This is a genomic window from Paenibacillus dauci (genome assembly GCF_000971985.1).
Taxonomy (GTDB): domain Bacteria; phylum Bacillota; class Bacilli; order Paenibacillales; family Paenibacillaceae; genus Saccharibacillus; species Saccharibacillus dauci.
Genome location: NZ_LAQQ01000001.1, coordinates 1,180,439 through 1,197,980 on the forward strand (window position 1 = coordinate 1,180,439; position 17,542 = coordinate 1,197,980).

General features: G+C 49.9%; 9 protein-coding genes. All 9 read right to left on the reverse strand.

The genetic code is table 11. The features are described 5' to 3' along the window. Window positions 1-77: 77 nt before the first annotated feature. Window positions 78-446: a histidine triad nucleotide-binding protein gene (locus WH46_RS12525; RefSeq protein WP_017811841.1), complete on the reverse strand. Its 369-nt coding sequence runs from the start codon at window positions 444-446 to the stop codon at window positions 78-80. Between the two features lie 54 nt (window positions 447-500). Beyond that, entirely contained in the window at window positions 501-3,944 is a 3,444-nt protein-coding gene (locus WH46_RS12530; RefSeq protein WP_046226881.1) for an AAA family ATPase, read from the reverse strand. Window positions 3,945-4,102: 158 nt separating this feature from the next. Further along, a complete protein-coding gene (locus tag WH46_RS12535; RefSeq protein WP_046226882.1) occupies window positions 4,103-5,290 on the reverse strand; it encodes an exonuclease SbcCD subunit D in 1,188 nt (395 codons plus the stop codon). A gap of 275 nt (window positions 5,291-5,565) precedes the next feature. Then, on the reverse strand, window positions 5,566-9,588 hold the full coding sequence (gene addA / locus WH46_RS12540; protein WP_046227254.1) for a helicase-exonuclease AddAB subunit AddA: 4,023 nt from the start codon (window positions 9,586-9,588) through the stop codon (window positions 5,566-5,568). 22 nt (window positions 9,589-9,610) lie between these two features. Then, window positions 9,611-13,132, reverse strand: coding sequence for a helicase-exonuclease AddAB subunit AddB (gene addB, locus WH46_RS12545; protein ID WP_046226883.1), 3,522 nt, complete (start codon window positions 13,130-13,132; stop codon window positions 9,611-9,613). A gap of 273 nt (window positions 13,133-13,405) precedes the next feature. After that, window positions 13,406-14,776 carry a class I SAM-dependent rRNA methyltransferase gene (locus tag WH46_RS12550; RefSeq protein ID WP_046226884.1) on the reverse strand — a complete coding sequence of 457 codons (1,371 nt, stop codon included), beginning with the start codon at window positions 14,774-14,776 and terminating at the stop codon, window positions 13,406-13,408. A gap of 174 nt (window positions 14,777-14,950) precedes the next feature. After that, window positions 14,951-16,297: a tRNA (N(6)-L-threonylcarbamoyladenosine(37)-C(2))-methylthiotransferase MtaB gene (mtaB, locus tag WH46_RS12555; protein ID WP_046226885.1), complete on the reverse strand. Its 1,347-nt coding sequence runs from the start codon at window positions 16,295-16,297 to the stop codon at window positions 14,951-14,953. A gap of 3 nt (window positions 16,298-16,300) precedes the next feature. Continuing rightward, window positions 16,301-17,071: a 16S rRNA (uracil(1498)-N(3))-methyltransferase gene (locus WH46_RS12560; RefSeq protein ID WP_046226886.1), complete on the reverse strand. Its 771-nt coding sequence runs from the start codon at window positions 17,069-17,071 to the stop codon at window positions 16,301-16,303. Window positions 17,072-17,328: 257 nt separating this feature from the next. After that, window positions 17,329-17,478, reverse strand: a complete 150-nt coding sequence (locus tag WH46_RS24070) for a hypothetical protein (RefSeq protein WP_156172255.1) — start codon at window positions 17,476-17,478, stop codon at window positions 17,329-17,331. Window positions 17,479-17,542: the final 64 nt, after the last annotated feature.

Consider the following 17,542-nt stretch of genomic DNA (forward strand, 5'->3'; position numbering starts at 1 on the left):
TTACACTCGTGAATCTTGTAATCACACAGGATACAGAATAGAAATCATTCTTACTCTGCCTCTATCAAAATCGATCATTAAGCATGAGAATCAGAGATTCCTGTCAATGCACCCAGCTTGGTACCGGCAAGCAGATGATAATGAATATGCTGAACGGCCTGTCCACTATCCGGACCGCAATTGTTGATCAGACGGTATCCACTCTCGGCAACTCCCAGTTCGGAAGCCAGCTTAATCGCTGTGCGATGGATATCCGCGATCAGTGGAAGATCTTCTTCGGTTACTTCATTCATGGAATCGATATGCTTTTTGGGAATAATCAGTACATGAACAGGTGCTGCCGGAGCAATATCATGGAACGCCAGCAGTTGTTCGTCTTCATATACTTTGTTACTCGGAATACTACCTTCTACAATTTTGCAAAATAAGCAGTCAGATTGTGTCATAAGAAATAGCTCCTTTGAATTTTTGATGAATTAGAATACATGCTGCTTTGCAATTTACATTTTCTCGAGCATGACTTTGGAGCCACTGCCTGCCTGTTCTGCAGGCACAATGATCAGCTTGCGCGGCAGCCTCATCCGCAGTTCCGGCACGTGGCTGATAATACCAACAGACAGTCGGTCCGTATGCAGCTTCTCGAGAGAAGTTACCACTGTATCCAGAAGTTCGGGGTCCAGTGTACCAAATCCTTCATCCAGGAAAAAGAATTGTAATGGATAACGTCCCCGCAGCTGGATCTGGGCAGATAGTGCCAGAGCAAGCGACAATGAAGTCAGGAAAGTCTCTCCACCGGACAATGTCGATACCGGACGCCGTATTCCACCATTGCCATTATCGCAAATAACAAATCCACCGCCGGAATCCACTTCCAGCGAATAGCGCTGCTTGGTCAGGAAACGAAGACGTTCCGAAGCAGCGAGACTAACCTGCATTAGCTGCTCTTCGGCAATATATTCTACAAAAGCATTGCCACGCATACTGGCCTGCAGTTTGGACAAATGTCCGGCTTCCACGGCAAGCGTAGTACGTTCATTCTCCAGCTCCAGCCAGCGCACATGGCGATGCTCCAGATCTTCAAAGTCTCTTGAAGCCTTGGCTCTGTTCTCCAGAGCGGTCTCATCCGCCTGACGGGCCTCTGTCCAGCGCTGCTGGATTTCTTCCCACTGCTGCTCGGTAATGCTCTGTCCATCCAGCTTGGTCTCTACTTCACGCAGATGAAGGGTTAGCTCGCGCTGCTGTTCACGATGAAGATCTATCCGCTGACGGCTGAGCTGCAGCTGCTGTTCTTCCATCCGTGCAGCATTCACATCGTCCGCACTGGCAAAAGGAGAAGCATCCAGTGCCTGCTGCCACTGTTGTCCGGTCTGATCAGCCTGCTCTCTCGCAGAAGCAGCAGATTGTTCGGATAATGCCAATGCCTGCGCAGACTGCTGCTGACGCTGCTCTGCTTCACGCAGCTGACGGACACAGTTCTCGGATTCCTGACGGTAACGGGCCAGCTCTGATTCCACCTGCCCGATTAGCTGATCGGCTGAATCACTGCCAATCCATTCCTGCAGACGATTCTTTTTCTCCTGCAGCAATTTTTGTTCGCCTTCATACCGGGTGCTGTCCTGAATATGCTGTCTGTCCAGCTGGTTCTGCTGCTGTTCATAGTGGCGCAGCGCTTTTTGGCGTTCCTCGATATAAGGGGTACTCTTTTCCAGACCTTCCCGAATCTTCTCTGCCTGCTCGTCCAGCGCTGCAATACGGGCAAATCCTTCACGAGCGGATTCTTCGGTCAGATGAGCCAGATTGGACTGCCAATCCTGTAGAAGGTTATTTACCGTCTGCTGCGCAGCATTTAGACGAATAACGGACTGCTCCAGCAGCCGGGCTGCACTTTGCTGCTCAGTCTGCAGGGCTGTTGTTCGCTGGGACCATTCGCGCTGCTGCTGACGCCAGGATTTGATCTCCTGTTTGAGTGTATTCAGCTCACGCTCCATTATGTCGTTTTGTTGACGAGCAGTAGCGAGCCATGTATTCATCGCCGCAGAATCGGTTATTGTCTCCGGATCTTCCGAAGGGGTATGTGTTATACTTCCCAGTTCACTGTCTGCTTGCTCAGGAACGTTCACAGACTGTGAATACGGTACATTTTCTTCCCATTCGCCCAATATATTGTCCAGTTCAAAGCGCCGGGAACGAATATGGTCATTTAGCTGACGTGCTTCCTGCTGAAGCTTCTCCAACTGGTTCAGCTGCTCTGCATGACTATCGGCCGAACCGCTGGCTTCTGCAAGCAATGCAGCTGGATCGGGATGATGTACCGAACCACAAACTGCACAAGGTTCACCTTCCTGCAGGCTCGCTGCCAATACTGCCGCCAGACGATGAGATTCAGCAGCACGGGATGCCTGATGATACTGCTGCTCGTGATCCCGGAGAACATTTTGAAATTTGGATATTTGCTGTTCATTCTGCTGATGCTGCTGCAGTAACCGAGAAGCAGCCTGGTAAAATCTATTTTCTTCGTGGCTACGCTGCAATTGTTGCTTTTCCAGTGCACGCCATGCTTCACCAGCACGCTGATCTGCCTGACGATAACCCTCATGCTCCTGCTGGATGTCCTGCAGACGAACACGCGCTGCATCCAGTGCAGACAGCCGCTGCTGGGCGTCCTGCAACTCTTTACGGTCCTGGTTGCGCACCTCACAGGCTTTGAGCTGAATCGACAGCTCTTCGCGCCGTTTTTCTGCTTTGTCCAGCATAGTCTGTTCATGCTCTGACTGACGCCGTAATTCAGCCAGCTGCTGCTGTGTCTGCTCCAATTGAGCATTCAGCAGCGTCTGCGACTTCTCCAGTCTGCTGCACTCTTGCTGAAGCTTTAGTGCCTGCTGAAGCTGCTCGATTCGCAGCACCAGACGCGGCTCATTTTGGGACAGTGCCTGTCTGGCTTCATTTTCACGTTCGGCAGCATGTGCCGCAGCTTGAGCAGCTTGCTGCAGCTGGTCTTGCAACATCGCTGAACGGCTTTCTTCCTGTTGCAAGCGAGCAAGTGCTGTTTTCCAGGCATCCAGCAGTGGCAATAGTATATTCGCGGCAGCCGCTCCATGAATCTGCTGCTCCAGTGCTTGTATATCTGCTTCGTGTTGATCCAGATCATTTAATTTGACCTGAAGTATCGATTGTTCCTTCATCAATTCACGTATGCGGCTCAGTCGTTCAGCCTGTACCGTGATTTCCTGTAATTGGAGGCGTACCTGCTCTGCCTCTTGTACAGCTGCCTGCAGTCGTTCTTTGGATAGCTTCACCGCTTCGGCGGAGGCATCGCCAAGACCAGCCTGTTCAGCCGCCAGACGGCCCAGCTGGTTGTCAGTTTCCTTGACCCGCTGACTGAGCTTCTGCATCAGACGGTCGCCATAACGTTCAAGATGGAACAAACGCTGCAGCATCTGCCGCCGGTCGCTGCCTTTTAAAGAAAGAAATTCGGCAAACTTGCCCTGCGGCAGTACAACAGCCCGGGTGAAATCATCCATTTTGAGACCAATATATTCTTCGACGCACCGGGTTACGTCACCTAGCTTGTCCGCCATAACACGATCTCCATCAGGAAGGCATTCAATAAACCGGCTCATTGTATTGCTGACCGTATGGTCACCTGTACGCTTGAATCGGCGTTCGACCCGGTAAGTATGGGGTCCCAGATCGGACAGCAGTTCGAATGAAAAGGAGACAAAAACGGCATCTTCGGAGTGATTCAGAATACCCTGCGTTCCATTTTGTGCACGTTCCACTTTGCCATACAGAGCCAGTGTAATCGCATCAAGCACAGTGGATTTACCGCTGCCTGTAGGTCCGAATATACCAAACAGACCGGTCTCGCACAGAACGGTAAAATCGATCTCCTGTTGTTCACGATAGCTTTGCAGGCCTGATAATTTCAGGGTAATCGGCTTCATACTGCATCCCCTCTATCTGTACATATAATCTGCTTTCTTGTATTTCAATGGTGATATGGATCGATCCAGCCCGAATCTCGGCTGTTTTATCCATCTACAAAAGTGATAAGGAATTCGTTTTTGTATTTCGTTTGTATATTTGTTGTATACACTTCATATTATTCATTCTGATCTTGATTCAATTGTTCCAGCGTATCTTCGGCATCAATCAGCTCCAGGAACAGCTCAACCAGTCGATCTTCCGGAACAGCTCCACCGGTCTGGCGTTCATAAAATTTACGGAACAATTCATGTACGGGCAGCTGCGAGCGTTCACTGAACTGCTCCTGCATCTCGGTCTCCGGGTACACCGGACGAATATTCACGATTCCTCCGCAGGCTTTGCGCAAATTCTGAATATCGCTCATCGCAAGTGCTTCCTGTAAGGAGATCTCCAGATCGATAAAAGCATTAGGATCTCTGCCTTCTTCGAGCCACTGATAGACTTCGGTCAAACCGCCTTTGGCTTTCCAGCGTACCAACGGGCGGCCGCTCGTCAGAAAAATCTCTTCCATTTGCGGAATCCCACCAGGCTGTATATCCAGCATGGTAATAGATTTGGCCTGTCCGGACTCGGAGAAACTGTAAGCGAGCGGAGAACCGCTATAGCGAATCATGCCTTCTCCTTTCACTGCCTGAGCACGATGTAAATGACCCAGGGCCGTGTATTGTGCTCCAGTATACAGTGCTGACGGATCTACCGTATAGGCACCACCCACCTGAATTGGACGCTCCGAATCGGTCTCTACCCCACCCAGTACATACACATGGCTCATCGCCAGATTAACGGTATCCGGGCGGAATCCTGCCGACAGCTGTTTCATCAGCAAACCTACTCGTTCACTGTAAGCACGCCGGATGAGATTCTCTTCATTGTCGTCTGTGAGCAGTTCATTCAACCGGGCTTCGGATGGATAAGAGAGCGGCGCAATAACAGCGGTCTCGGATGTACGCGGAATGTGAATCTGTATTCCTTCTGATGCCGGGACACCTAATAAGTGAATCCCCCGGCCACGAACGAGCGGCGTCGCCGATGAGATTCGTTCCGGCTGATCATGATTGCCTGCAATAATGACCATTGGACGGCCATTGGCAGTTAATTTGGCTGCCGCTTCATAAAATAGTTGCTCTGCAGCTGCCGGTGGATTGACCGAATCATACACATCACCAGCCATCAGAATAAGATCTGCCTGCTGGTCATCAGCAATCCGGGTTAGTTCTTCCACAAAGGCAATCTGCTCTTCCAGCCGACTGCGGCCTTCCAGGGTTTTGCCAAAATGCCAGTCCGCCGTATGTAAAATACGCATGGGACTCCTCCTCTATATCTATCATCATAACTGCAGGGCTGCCCTTGAACAGGCGGCCCTGACAGTTACGTACTTGGTTATGCATGTAGTTGTGCATACACCGCTTTTTGCAAATAGTGATGCTTAATGGCGTTTGATCATAGTTAATTATACTTTTCTATTTTTACTGATTTTATACTAGTGACTTTATATTGCTGTCCCTATCTTTTCATAACTGATTCTGATCAAGACAATAGTGATCGGCACACGGAAAATAAGCATATATAGTAGACTTATTATTTGTCCCCGTGGAGTCTAACTGCTGTTGCACCGTCAAAGAAGTAAAGCCACAACTCATCCACCTGCTGTCCAAGCGATTCCTGAACAGCCTGTGCATATAATTCCAGCTGAAGACGATACCGTTGTTTCAGGGATGCCAGACCACCTTCATGAGCTGCGATGCGATCAGTTTTGTAATCGATGAGAATAGTTCGTCCATTTTCACGGAACAAACAATCAACGATCCCCTGGGTAAGCATAATATCGTTCTGTTCATTTACAGGAATACCGTAGCTAAAAGGCATCTCGCGTCTGACCCATTCCGAACGGATAAGGCGCTGCCCAAGTTCGCTTGCGAAGAAAGCAGTAATATCCACCGTTTTTACAGCCTTGGCTTCCGGCTGCGTCAAAATCTGCAGTTCCACCAGTTGCTCTCTAACCTGATCTACCAGCGCTGCATCAACCGGACCTGCATGCAGAGGAATACGCTGCATCATCGTATGATAAGCTGTTCCCCGTTCCGCTCCACTCAAGCCGCGTTTTTCCATAAACTTGGGACGCTGCAGCTTGAGTGTACCGTCATGATAAAGAATGGATGGCGATGTCTGCTTGTAGGCCGTCATGTCTTCTACTGTATCATTATTGGCCGCTTCCATCGGCTGAGATGAAGATGTAGATAAAGCTGTATGGTCAGATTCTGCATTATGCTTGGTAAAGGAATTCAGCAGTGGCTGCAGATTCCAGATGCCTTCCCATAGATCGGCATCTGGAGCATCCTCGGTTGCCAGCTGTCTTTTTAGCTCACTAACCGTAGTTTTGGCCGGAGTATGCACAGCATTCTCATAAGGATACTGCCATGACAGACGATCATAAACGACCCTTTGCCAATCCTCCGTGTCTGTGTCTGTGTCTGTGTCTGTGTCTGTGTCTGTGTCTGTGTCTGTATCTGTATCTGTATCCAAATGGTCATGGATTTGTGATAGTGTTACTTCGGTTTTTTCCCGGAGTGCCTGCCATTTGGGATCATTCTCGCGTGGACCTGCATAACTCAGTTCATCATTCTCATCCGTGATACGCAGCTCGCGGCTATCTATAATACGAATCTGCCAATCAGATGGATCGGCTACCAGACAATCGGAATAAGGACCTGCTGCTGCTTCATTTCGTTCACGGAATATGGCTGCCGAACGGTGACGCATCATGGCTGGACCCAGCCAATCCAGATAACTGCGTCCACGTGCCAGCAGGTGATCCGGCAGTTCCAGCTGATCCGAATTCTGGATCTGGCTCCAGGCTGAGATTTTCTTATCCAGTCCACGTACCGTGCCGATCATGATCAGCTTGTCCCTTGGACGTGTCAATGCGACATAGAGTACGCGCATCTCTTCTGCCAGCAGTTCGTTGAGCGCCTGTCGGCGGATTGCCAGATTAGGCAGCATCGGATAACTGACCCGAGTATCCTCATCTACAAATTTGGGACCAAACCCAAGTTCTTTATGCATCAGGAAAGAAGCATTCAGATCCTGCATGTTGAACATTTTGGACATGCCAGCAAGGAAAACGACCGGGAATTCCAGCCCTTTACTTTTGTGAATTGTCATAACCCGAATCGCATTCTCCTGCGTTCCTGATACAGCCGATCCCAGATCGCCACCATTATCTTTGAGTCTGCGGATAAAGCGCAGGAAACGGAACAATCCTCGAGATGAGGTGGAACGTTCAAACTGCCGGGCACGATCATATAGAATTCGCAGGTTGTTCTGCCGCTGGATGCCTCCTGGCAGTCCGCCCAGCCAATCCACATATCCGGTCTCCCGGTAAATCCGCCAAATCAATTCGCCCAGTTCCTCTTCACGTGCCCGGGCACGCCAATTGGACAATTGCTCTATAAAGCGCAGAAGCTTGCTGTTCCAGCTTCCTGGGTGTTCAGCTGTCTGCTCGGCTGCCAGCAGCATCGCTTCGTAATAAGACAGGTCTTTGCCAAATAGACGGATCGCAGCCAGTTCATCTTCATTCAAACCAACAATTGGAGAACGCAGTACCGAAGCAAGTGGAATATCCTGCTGCGGATTATCGATAATTTCCAGCAGGGACAGCATAATATCCACTTCCACTGCTTCAAAATAACCCTGCTCCAGATCACTGTAGGCAGGAATACCAAGCAGCTGCAGTTCTTCCACGATCATAGGTGCCCATATGGATACTGAACGCAGTAATATAACCATATCCCGATATTCAGCCGGACGCAGTCCGTCTACACTTTTATCATAAATCATCAGTGGACGCCCATCTGGCGATACCATCTCGCGCACACGTGCTGCGATAGCCTGAGCTTCCAGTCGCGCTGCCTCCAGTTCCGCTTCGTCGGCAGCAGATCCCACAGACAATTCTGCTGTGTCTTCAGCATCTGCTGTTCGTTCAGCACCCGTCCGATCGATCAGCCAGAACTCCGGTGCATATGCCTGTTCTTCTCCAGGGGGATACTTGGCACCTGCCACCAGTTCAGCTCGCTCGTCATAACGAATCTCCGATACTTTCTCATTCATCACCTGACGGAAAATCATATTAACGGCATCTACGACCTGCTGACGGCTGCGGAAGTTGCGGGACAAATCAATTCGTCGTCCCTCACTCTGCCAGTCTTCTGTGTACGTGTGATACTTTTCCATAAACAATCCCGGCTCAGCCAAACGAAAGCGGTAAATACTCTGCTTCACATCGCCTACCATAAACCGGTTGCCCTGTTCCTGCCGGGAAATCAAACGAATCAGCTGTTCCTGAACCGAGTTGGTATCCTGATATTCATCCAGCATGACTTCATCGAATCGCTCCTGATACTCCAGGGCGGCTGCAGAAGGCTGTACATGATCAGGCACCGATGCCGGATCACGCAAAATCTGCAGAGCATAATGCTCCAGATCGGAAAAGTCGACCCAACCGCGGCGTTGTTTCTCCTGCTGGTATTTATTACTGAAGCGAATAACCAACTCAGCCAGCTCGCTCATTAGCGGAGCCGCTTCACGCAGCTCCTGGGCGAACTCATCCGGTGTACGACCAAAAAAGGACGTTTTCAGATCTGCCAGCGACTTTTTGGCATTCTCCCGTAGCTGCTTGACGGTCTCCTGCAGGTTGGGATCAATACCTTCCTTGCGTACTGCTTTGAGCTTGCCGAATCCGGCATTCTGGAAAGTAAGATACAGCTCTGTCCATGGCTGCTGCATCACAGCGTCCTGCAGCTGATGAATCAATTCCAGATCTTCATTCAGACTGTCTGCATAGGCAGCCGGGCCACCCGGCAGACGCGCTGTATCAATTCCTTGCTGCAGTAGTGCTTCCATACCTTCCAGCGAGACCCTGATATCCTGCATGATATAACTCACCCATGGAGTATTCTGCAGCGCTGCTCCATCGGCAGCTTCAAAATGAGCAGCCGTCTGACGCAGCCAGTGTTCCGGCCATGGATGACTGCGGGCAAAATGATACAGCCGTTCAACCAGTACAATCGCTGCATCATCACTTCGTTCCCCGCCGAACCAGTTCATCAGACGATGAAACTGCTTGGAGTCCCGTTCTTCTTCTTCGCCGTACTTTTCTTCAAATAGCTCTTCCAGAATCTCCTGCCGCAGCAGTCTGCTTTCATTCTCACTGGCAATCCGAAAACCCGGGTCCAGTGGAATCAGTGAATAATAACGACGAATCACTTCCAGACAAAATGAATGCAGGGTTGTAATCGAAGCCTGACCGAGCAGAGCCAATTGACGACGCAATCGTTCATCTTCCGGTCGCTGCAGCACTTCTTTGTCCAGTGCAGCCCGAATCCGCTGACGCATCTCTGTCGCTGCCGCTTTGGTAAAGGTAGCTACAAGCATCCGATCTACATCGAGTGGGTGTGCTGTATCCGTCACCTGACGGATAATCCGCTCGACCAGCACTGCTGTTTTGCCGGAGCCGGCTGCAGCAGCGACGAGCATATTACCGCCACGCAGGGAGATGGCTTTCCACTGGTCTTCGGTCCATGTACTATCTAATGGTCTTGGCATTTCGGGATAATCGGTTGGTCTACTAGTCAATGGAATGATCTCCTTTCTGCGTGCTTTGCTGATTTTGCAGCAGCTCCCACGTTTCATTTTTGTTTGGCTTTTTCAGTATATTATAGGCATTGCCTTTGATCGATTCATCGAACTGGCAGACCGATTTGTAAGCGCAAAATGTGCAAGCTTTTTCCTGTTCCATCCGGTACGGTGTAATATCGGTCTGTCCATCGGTAATACCTGTTCCAATATCACGGGCCGTCTGTCTGACATTACGCAGCAGTTCATCCCACTGATCCGGAGAAGCGACAGCAGAGCTGCTATAGAATCCTCCATCGGTCTTCACAGCTACCGGTAAAATAGCCGAGTATCCTTTGTCCAGCTCCATATCCATTCGGCCAATGACATCACGGTCAGCGAGCAGCAGACCTTTCATTTTGAATTTCTTGAGCAGCTCCTGCTGGGACTGCTGCAGCGTCAGACGATTGCCGGATTGCAGCAGCGGATTATGCACATGGAAATAGAGCGCACCGGCTGGCGAAGCTTTTTGTCCCAGCATATCTTCTGCATGAGTCAACAGTACATCCAGATAGGTCAGCATCTGCAGTGCCAATCCATAATAAACTTCATGCAGCTTCAGATCGGTCTGACTGGACTTATAATCGATAATGCGCACGAGCAGTCCTTGATCGCTCTCTGCCATATCCACACGGTCAATCTTGCCGACAATTTCCATTGTGCAGCCATTATCCAGCGTGAACCGCAGCGGCGGCCAATCCCCATTCGGACCAAATACCAGTTCCAGATACCATGGTTCAAAGTCTCCACGACGCGACTGCTCTCCAATAATCACGGAAGCCCTGCTGACAATCTCACGCAGTTTGCGTGTAATATAGCCATATCGCTTGGAACTGAACAGGATTTCGCCCTGCAGCCGCGGCACATGCTTGTCCACAGCAGCTTCAGCAGCCTGCATACATTCTTCGGGGCTGAGATCTCCCCATTTACGGCCCTGACTTTTGAGATCTTTGGCCAAATCGGTCAGAGAAGCATAGAACAGCTTGCTGATATCCGGTGCCTTGAGCCTGTATTCCTGCCGTTCACGCAGCTTAAGTCCACGAGCAGCAAAATGGGCAAACGGACAGGAGACGAACTGCTCCATACCCGAAACGCTCGTTCTCAGTACACTTCCATATAGATGACGGCTCGTATCCTCATTCAGCTGACGACCACTATTTTCATAAAAGAGTGAATCAAGCAGCATATGCAGCTGGGGCTGCCATTGTGCCTGTGCTGTATACCAGTTATAGGCATGCCACCATGCCGGCTGCATATGGCTTCCCCTGCTCCAATCACGCAGCTGTCCGATCAACAGCGGCAGCGTGGTTGTCGGATGACTAATCCGGTCGCTCTCTTGTTCTGCTGACGGATGGTTATGTTGATGCTGCAGAAAAGGGAACAGACTGCGTACCTGGGTAATGACCTCCGATGGCAGCAGTCCTCTGCCTTCGTGATCGGTCTGCGAGTAACTGATCCACAGTTTGTCGCTGGCCATCGTCAGCGTATTATAAATCAGAAAACGCTCGTCCAGCTGACGCCGCGTAATCCCAGGCGCCAGAGCCAGTCCATCATCGGACATACTTGTCCGCTCCATCTCATTCAAAATGCCATCGTCTACAAATACAGAAGGAACAATCCCATCATTTACACCCAGTACAAATGCATATCGTATATCCATTGGACGGGTACGATCCATCGAACCGATCAGCACCTGATCCATCGCAGGCGGAATAATACCCATACGCAGACCGGACAATCCCGTCTCCAGCAGACCGGCAAATGTGGTCAGATCCAGTTCACCCTCACCCATAATATCTACCATCTGCTCCAGTAGATCCATAATGCTGCCGTAGATCTGCACGTGTTCGCGTGCCCGGAGCGGATCGCCTGCCAGGGCAGCACTGCCGCTCATCTGTTCCAATTGTCCGGCAATATTGCAGTCTTCGATCAATTGATAAAGGGCGATGCACATTTCAGTAGCATGACGTGCTTTTTTGATTTTCTTCTCAAAAGTAATCAGCGGACTGGTGACCAGTTCCCGGGCCTGCTCGATACGCTGGGCAGCCGCACGCTGACTTTCGCTTCGATCTTCTTCATTCTCCATATGAATGCCCGGAATATTCCGCCATGGGCGTCCATCCGTCCAGCGTGACCCATGAATACCTGTCGCCAGTACTGCATTTTCGAGTCGGTCGAGATCTTCCGTACTGACGCGGCCGTCATCCGGAACCAGCATGCCTGTTTTGATGCAGCGGAATACATCTTCATATCGCCAGTGATACATCACAATATCCAGCGCCGAACGCAGGAATTCTGCCAACGGATGATGCAGAATCCCACGTCTTTTATCAATAAAATAGGGAATATCATAATCCTGCATCAATGGCTCGATCATCGATTCATAATCGTCCAGTGTACGAACGAATAATGCCATATCACGCCAGCGTGCACCTTTTTCGCGGGCGAGTCGTACCATCTCGCGCAGAGCCGCTTCTATTTCCGAACGGCGATCCAGTGCGCTGTGAATCGCAATATCCTGTTCCCGAGTGCTCTCATCAGCAGCAGAAGGACGCCACACTCTCCGGTGACGATATCCATATTCCAGATGGGCCAGTTGGGAACTGCCGCGAAAACGAACCGGTACACTATCGGGAGATGCCGATAGATTCTCGATTGATGGCAGAGCAGCTCCGTCCAGCGCTTCTGCCAGCTGGGACAGTTTGCGATACGTTAGCGCTGTCGGATGGAATAGCTCCATCTCCTGGGGTGGCTCCTGATCATAGGTACGATCCAGTGTAAGGGTGATTGTTACCGATACCGCTTTTTCCAGCAGGGCTGCGATTACTGCATATTCCTGTGGACTGAAGCTATGGAACCCATCGATCCATACTTCTACATTATTGAGAGTTTCCGATTGCGGAATAGCCGCGGCCAGATCAGTCAGTGTATCGTCACGATCCACATATAGTCCTGCCAATCCCTGCTCGTACTCCTGGTAAATGCGCTGGAGATCATGAAGCTTGTCACTTAGTAGCGGCGAGCGCTGTGCTCCCGGCTGCTGTACATAGCGTGCCAGTTCTTCCGAAGTCAGCGCATGATGCTTGAACTCGGTATATAATCCACTTAGTTTACCGATAAATCCAAACTGATCACTGGATGCGCCAAATAACCGGAGTTCCGGCTGATAAGCATGAATCAGCTTGTATAAGAGCATTTTTTTGCCTTCGTCTCCAATAGGCGTGCGTGCCGATCCGCCGGTCTCCCGAAGGATCCACTCGGCAAAATGGCGGAAACCATACGTATGTGCCCGCACATTTCCCCGCAGCTCCGGTGTACGAATCAGTGCATACTGCGCCTGGAATGACGCCTGCTCCGGTACCAGTAGCAGAATAGGTGGACCATCCGGCTGCTCCTTAATCTGGTCGATAATTCGCTGAATAACTGTGGTCGTCTTGCCGCTACCGGAACGACCGAGCATAAACTTGAGTGGCATCAAATCACCTTCATTCCTGCAAAATAAAATCTATATTCAAACCTGTACGTATACTCGTTGAAAACCTCAACAAAAAAGAACACTTGTTCCTATATCTATCTTATTAAGAGTAATACAATTCGGTGGGAAATTCAATCCTGTTCACCAATATGCAGTCTTCATATGTAAATCCCCTCTGCCTGCAATACACGATATAGTGTGTCTCGGAAGAGGGGATTATGAGATCAATCATTCATCTTGGTTGAAGACTGCCGATCTTGATCCAATTATAATTTAAAAGTTTTTGCTGCGTACTTCAAAGATCGCAAATTTCAGATAATGACCTTCGTTGACGCCAAGAATCTGTGGATGATCCTTGCCGGCTGCTCGCCATTCTACCAGACGTAGTACCTTGCCGGCATCTTTGGCTGCATCCTGGATCGTCTCCAGGAACAGATCAGGACGCATATGGTAAGAACAGCTCGCCGTTACCAGATAACCACCCTCGTTAACAAGCTTCATGCCATGCAGGTTAATATCTTTATACCCACGAACGGCGCCGGGTACCGCACTTTTGGTTTTGGCAAAAGCAGGCGGGTCCAAAATGACCACATCCCAGCTCCGTCCGCCACCAGCTGTCATCGGCTTGGACGTATCCTGTCCCGAATCGGCAGCTGCACGCTGATTGCGTTCTTCCAGTCCCTTGGCATTGCTACGCAGATAGTCAAACGCATCATCAACTACAAATTCTACCCGTTCTTCGAATCCGTTCAGGCGTACATTCTCACGTGCACTCTCGATCGCATGAGCCGAAATATCGAGACAGGTTACTTTTTTGGCTCCGTATTTACATGCATTCAGTGTGAAGCTGCCGGTGTGGGAAAAGCATTCCAGCACCGTAGCGCCGTCCCAATAAGGGAAATCGACGACTTTACCTTTGCGGTTAACAGGCAGCATTGCCTGCTCCCCATCCTGTTCCACCTCGGTCAGCTGAATACCGCTGCGTTCGCCCCAGCCCAGCATCAGTGGTGCAATCGAAGCGCGGTTCTCCCGCTGGTCGAAGAAATAGCCGGTTTTCTGACCTTCTTCAATATCGACCTTGATCAGCAGTCCGTTCTCGGATACCGTCACATGACGCGGGCACTCTCCGTACATTACACCTTTTACTTCTTCCAGTCCTTCCAGTTTGCGTACCGATACATCACTGCGTTCGTAGATACCGGCAGGCTGCATCACCTGTACCAGCGCATCGATAATCTGCTGACGACGACGATCCATACCAAGTGTCAACAGCTGCACAACCAGAATCTCGCCGAATCGGTCTACAATCAATCCTGGCAGAAAATCCGCTTCTCCGTAGACGAGTCGATATGCATTTTCTTCACCCAAAAAGCGTGTCCGATGCTTGAGGCACCATTCAAATCGTTCTGCAAAAAAGGCAGTATCCAGACCTTCCAGTGGTTGATGGGATACTACGCGTACAGTAATACGGGATGCCGGGTTGTAATAACCGGAAGCCAAAAATTTGCGCTGGTGATTCAAAATGCTGACGATCTGACCGGGTTCCGGCTGACCTTCCACCTCGGCAATCTCGCCTTCAAATACCCATGGATGTCCCTGTTCGAGTCTTTTTTTACGTTTCTGATGCAAAATAATGCTTGCCAATGGTGGTCACTCCCTCATAAAGTCCGTACAGCCCGTCAACTTGCTAATTGGCTGCCGGTTGTGTGTATGCACACAGATGCATGCTTGATCAAAACAAAGGATTTCACCTTAACCGAACGGTAAAGTGAAATCCTTTCGTCGTATCCTGTCTGTTATAAAACGATATAAAAGTTCCTACTGGGCCAGTGGAGTTGGAGTCTGTTCCAATACACGAACCAGTTGGCCTTTGCTTGTGTTGACACCGGGCTCGGTGAGTTTTACGCGGCACAGCTTGCCTACCAGATCTTCCGATCCTTCAAAAGCAATCTGTAAATAGTTGTCGCTATAACCGGCAATCATGCCTTCACCGTATAATCCTTTGTCGTTGTTCTCAGGAATTACATCGAGTACATGACCTACAAATTTCTCGGCATAGGACAGCTGCATCTGCTCGGAAAGATCGATCAGCTGATGTACACGGTCATTCTTTATTTCTTCATCCACCTGATCTTCCATTCGTGCAGCCGGTGTGCCGGTACGTTTGGAATAAGGGAACACGTGCATCTCGGAGAATCCGATCGACTTCATCATCTCATAGCCATTTTGGAACATTTCTTCGGTCTCACCCGGGAAGCCTACAATCACATCGGTTGTAATGGCTACATCCGGCATCGACTGGCGAATGCGGCGGATTTTCTCCGCATATTCCGCTACAGTGTATTTGCGACGCATCCGTTTCAGAACGTTATCATCGCCTGCTTGCAGCGGGATATGGAAATGACGGCACATTTTCGAGGAGCGATTCAGTACATCCAGCACTTTCTCGTCAATCTGGCTGGCTTCGATCGAACTGATTCGGATACGCTCCAGTCCTTCGACACGGTCCAGATCCCAGAGCAGATCAGCCAGATCATAATCTTCCAGATCATCTCCGTAACCGCCGGTATGAATCCCGGTCAGCACAATTTCTTTATAACCTGCTGCTACCAGTTGATGCGCCTGGGCAATTACACTGCTCGCTGCGCGGCTACGGGATAACCCGCGAGACCATGGAATAATACAGAATGTGCAGAAGTTGTTGCAGCCTTCCTGGATTTTGAGGAAAGCACGGGTATGATTGGCAAAGTCTGGCACATCCAGTTCTTCGAATTCGCGTGTCTTCATAATATTGCGCACAGCATTGATCGGCTGACGCTCGCTCTGCAGGGTACGAATATGATCCATCAGCTTGTCGCGATCCTGGGTACCTACCACCAGATCGACCCCTTCAATATCCAGAATCTCAGCCGGGGACGTCTGTGCATAGCAGCCGGTGACTGCGATAACGGCATCCGGGTTGCGGCGTACTGCACGACGGATAATCTGACGGCTTTTTTTGTCTCCGGTATTGGTTACGGTACAGGTATTAATCACATATACATCCGCAGTCTGTTCTTCAAAATCGACCTGGTCATAGCCTTCATTTTTGAACAGCTGCCATATGGCTTCAGTATCATAAAAGTTGACTTTACAGCCCAACGTGTAAAACGCTACAGATGGCATAAGTTAAATTCCTCCCATTTCTCCGGTTTCATACATAATGCAAGCCAGCGCTGTCATCGCCGCTGTCTCTGTGCGAAGAATGCGTCTGCCAAGTCCAGTAGGTACAGCACCATGCTGCTCAGCAGCCTCCACTTCCTGTTCGGCAAATCCGCCTTCCGGTCCCACTACAATCAGCACTTGCGCTGCGGTATCCGGCTTCTGCTGCAATCCGGCAGCAAATGGCTGAACCACATCGCGCAGCTGGCTGCCATTTTCCTTTTCATAACAAAAGCAGATCAGGTCATACTGCGCAAACGTCGCCAGCAGCTGCTTCCAGCTAAGTGGCTGACCAATCTGCGGAATACGGCTGCGATGGCTCTGCTCTGCAGCTTCCTTGGCAATTTTGCTCCAGCGCTGGATACGCTTCTCTTCTTTGCGTGAATCGTATTGTACGACTGTACGCTCTGACAAAAAAGGAACAAACACTGCAGCTCCAAGCTCCGTGCATTTCTGGATCACGGTCTCCATTTTGTCGCCTTTGGGCAGACTCTGGGCAATCGTAACCTGTACGGTTGCTTCGGACAGCTGCTCCAACCGTTCCATAATGCGTGCCGTAACGACACCTTCATCCATACTACTGATCTCGGCCAATACATCCAATTGGTTGCCATCACAAGCAATCAGCTTATCGCCTTCTTGTGAACGCATTACTCTTATAATATGCCGCGCATCATCACCCGTGATCGTCACTTCATGCTCACTGAACTGCTGTGCCGGTACAAAATATCGCTGCATCGCTCATCCACTTTCTGTATGACATTTTCGTACTATAATGGTGTAGCTGATTGGTGTACCATCGATTGGTATCCACTATAACATTTGTGCTCTCTTATACAGCCTGCTTCATCACTTCAATAGATACAATATACGTTCTCCGAATGACATTCAAATAGCCCGGTCTGTATAGACAAGCCGGACTTCTCAAGGCCATACAGCACCCTATTGGAGTGAAATACCTGAATCCCTATCATACAACTTTTGGACAGTGAGGGCTAGGGTTTCAGTTCAAATTGTATACCGGAATCCTTTTGCCATGCCACTTTGGCACCGGGATCAAAGTAGCGCAGATTCGAATCACGAAAAAACTCCCTTTCCTGCACCGGATGATCCGGGTACGGAAAAGGGAGTTTTTGAAATTGCATTTGTACTTCCAACCACTAATAAAAGCAAGGAGCATAACAGCGGGTTATCTTTTGCCAAATTAGC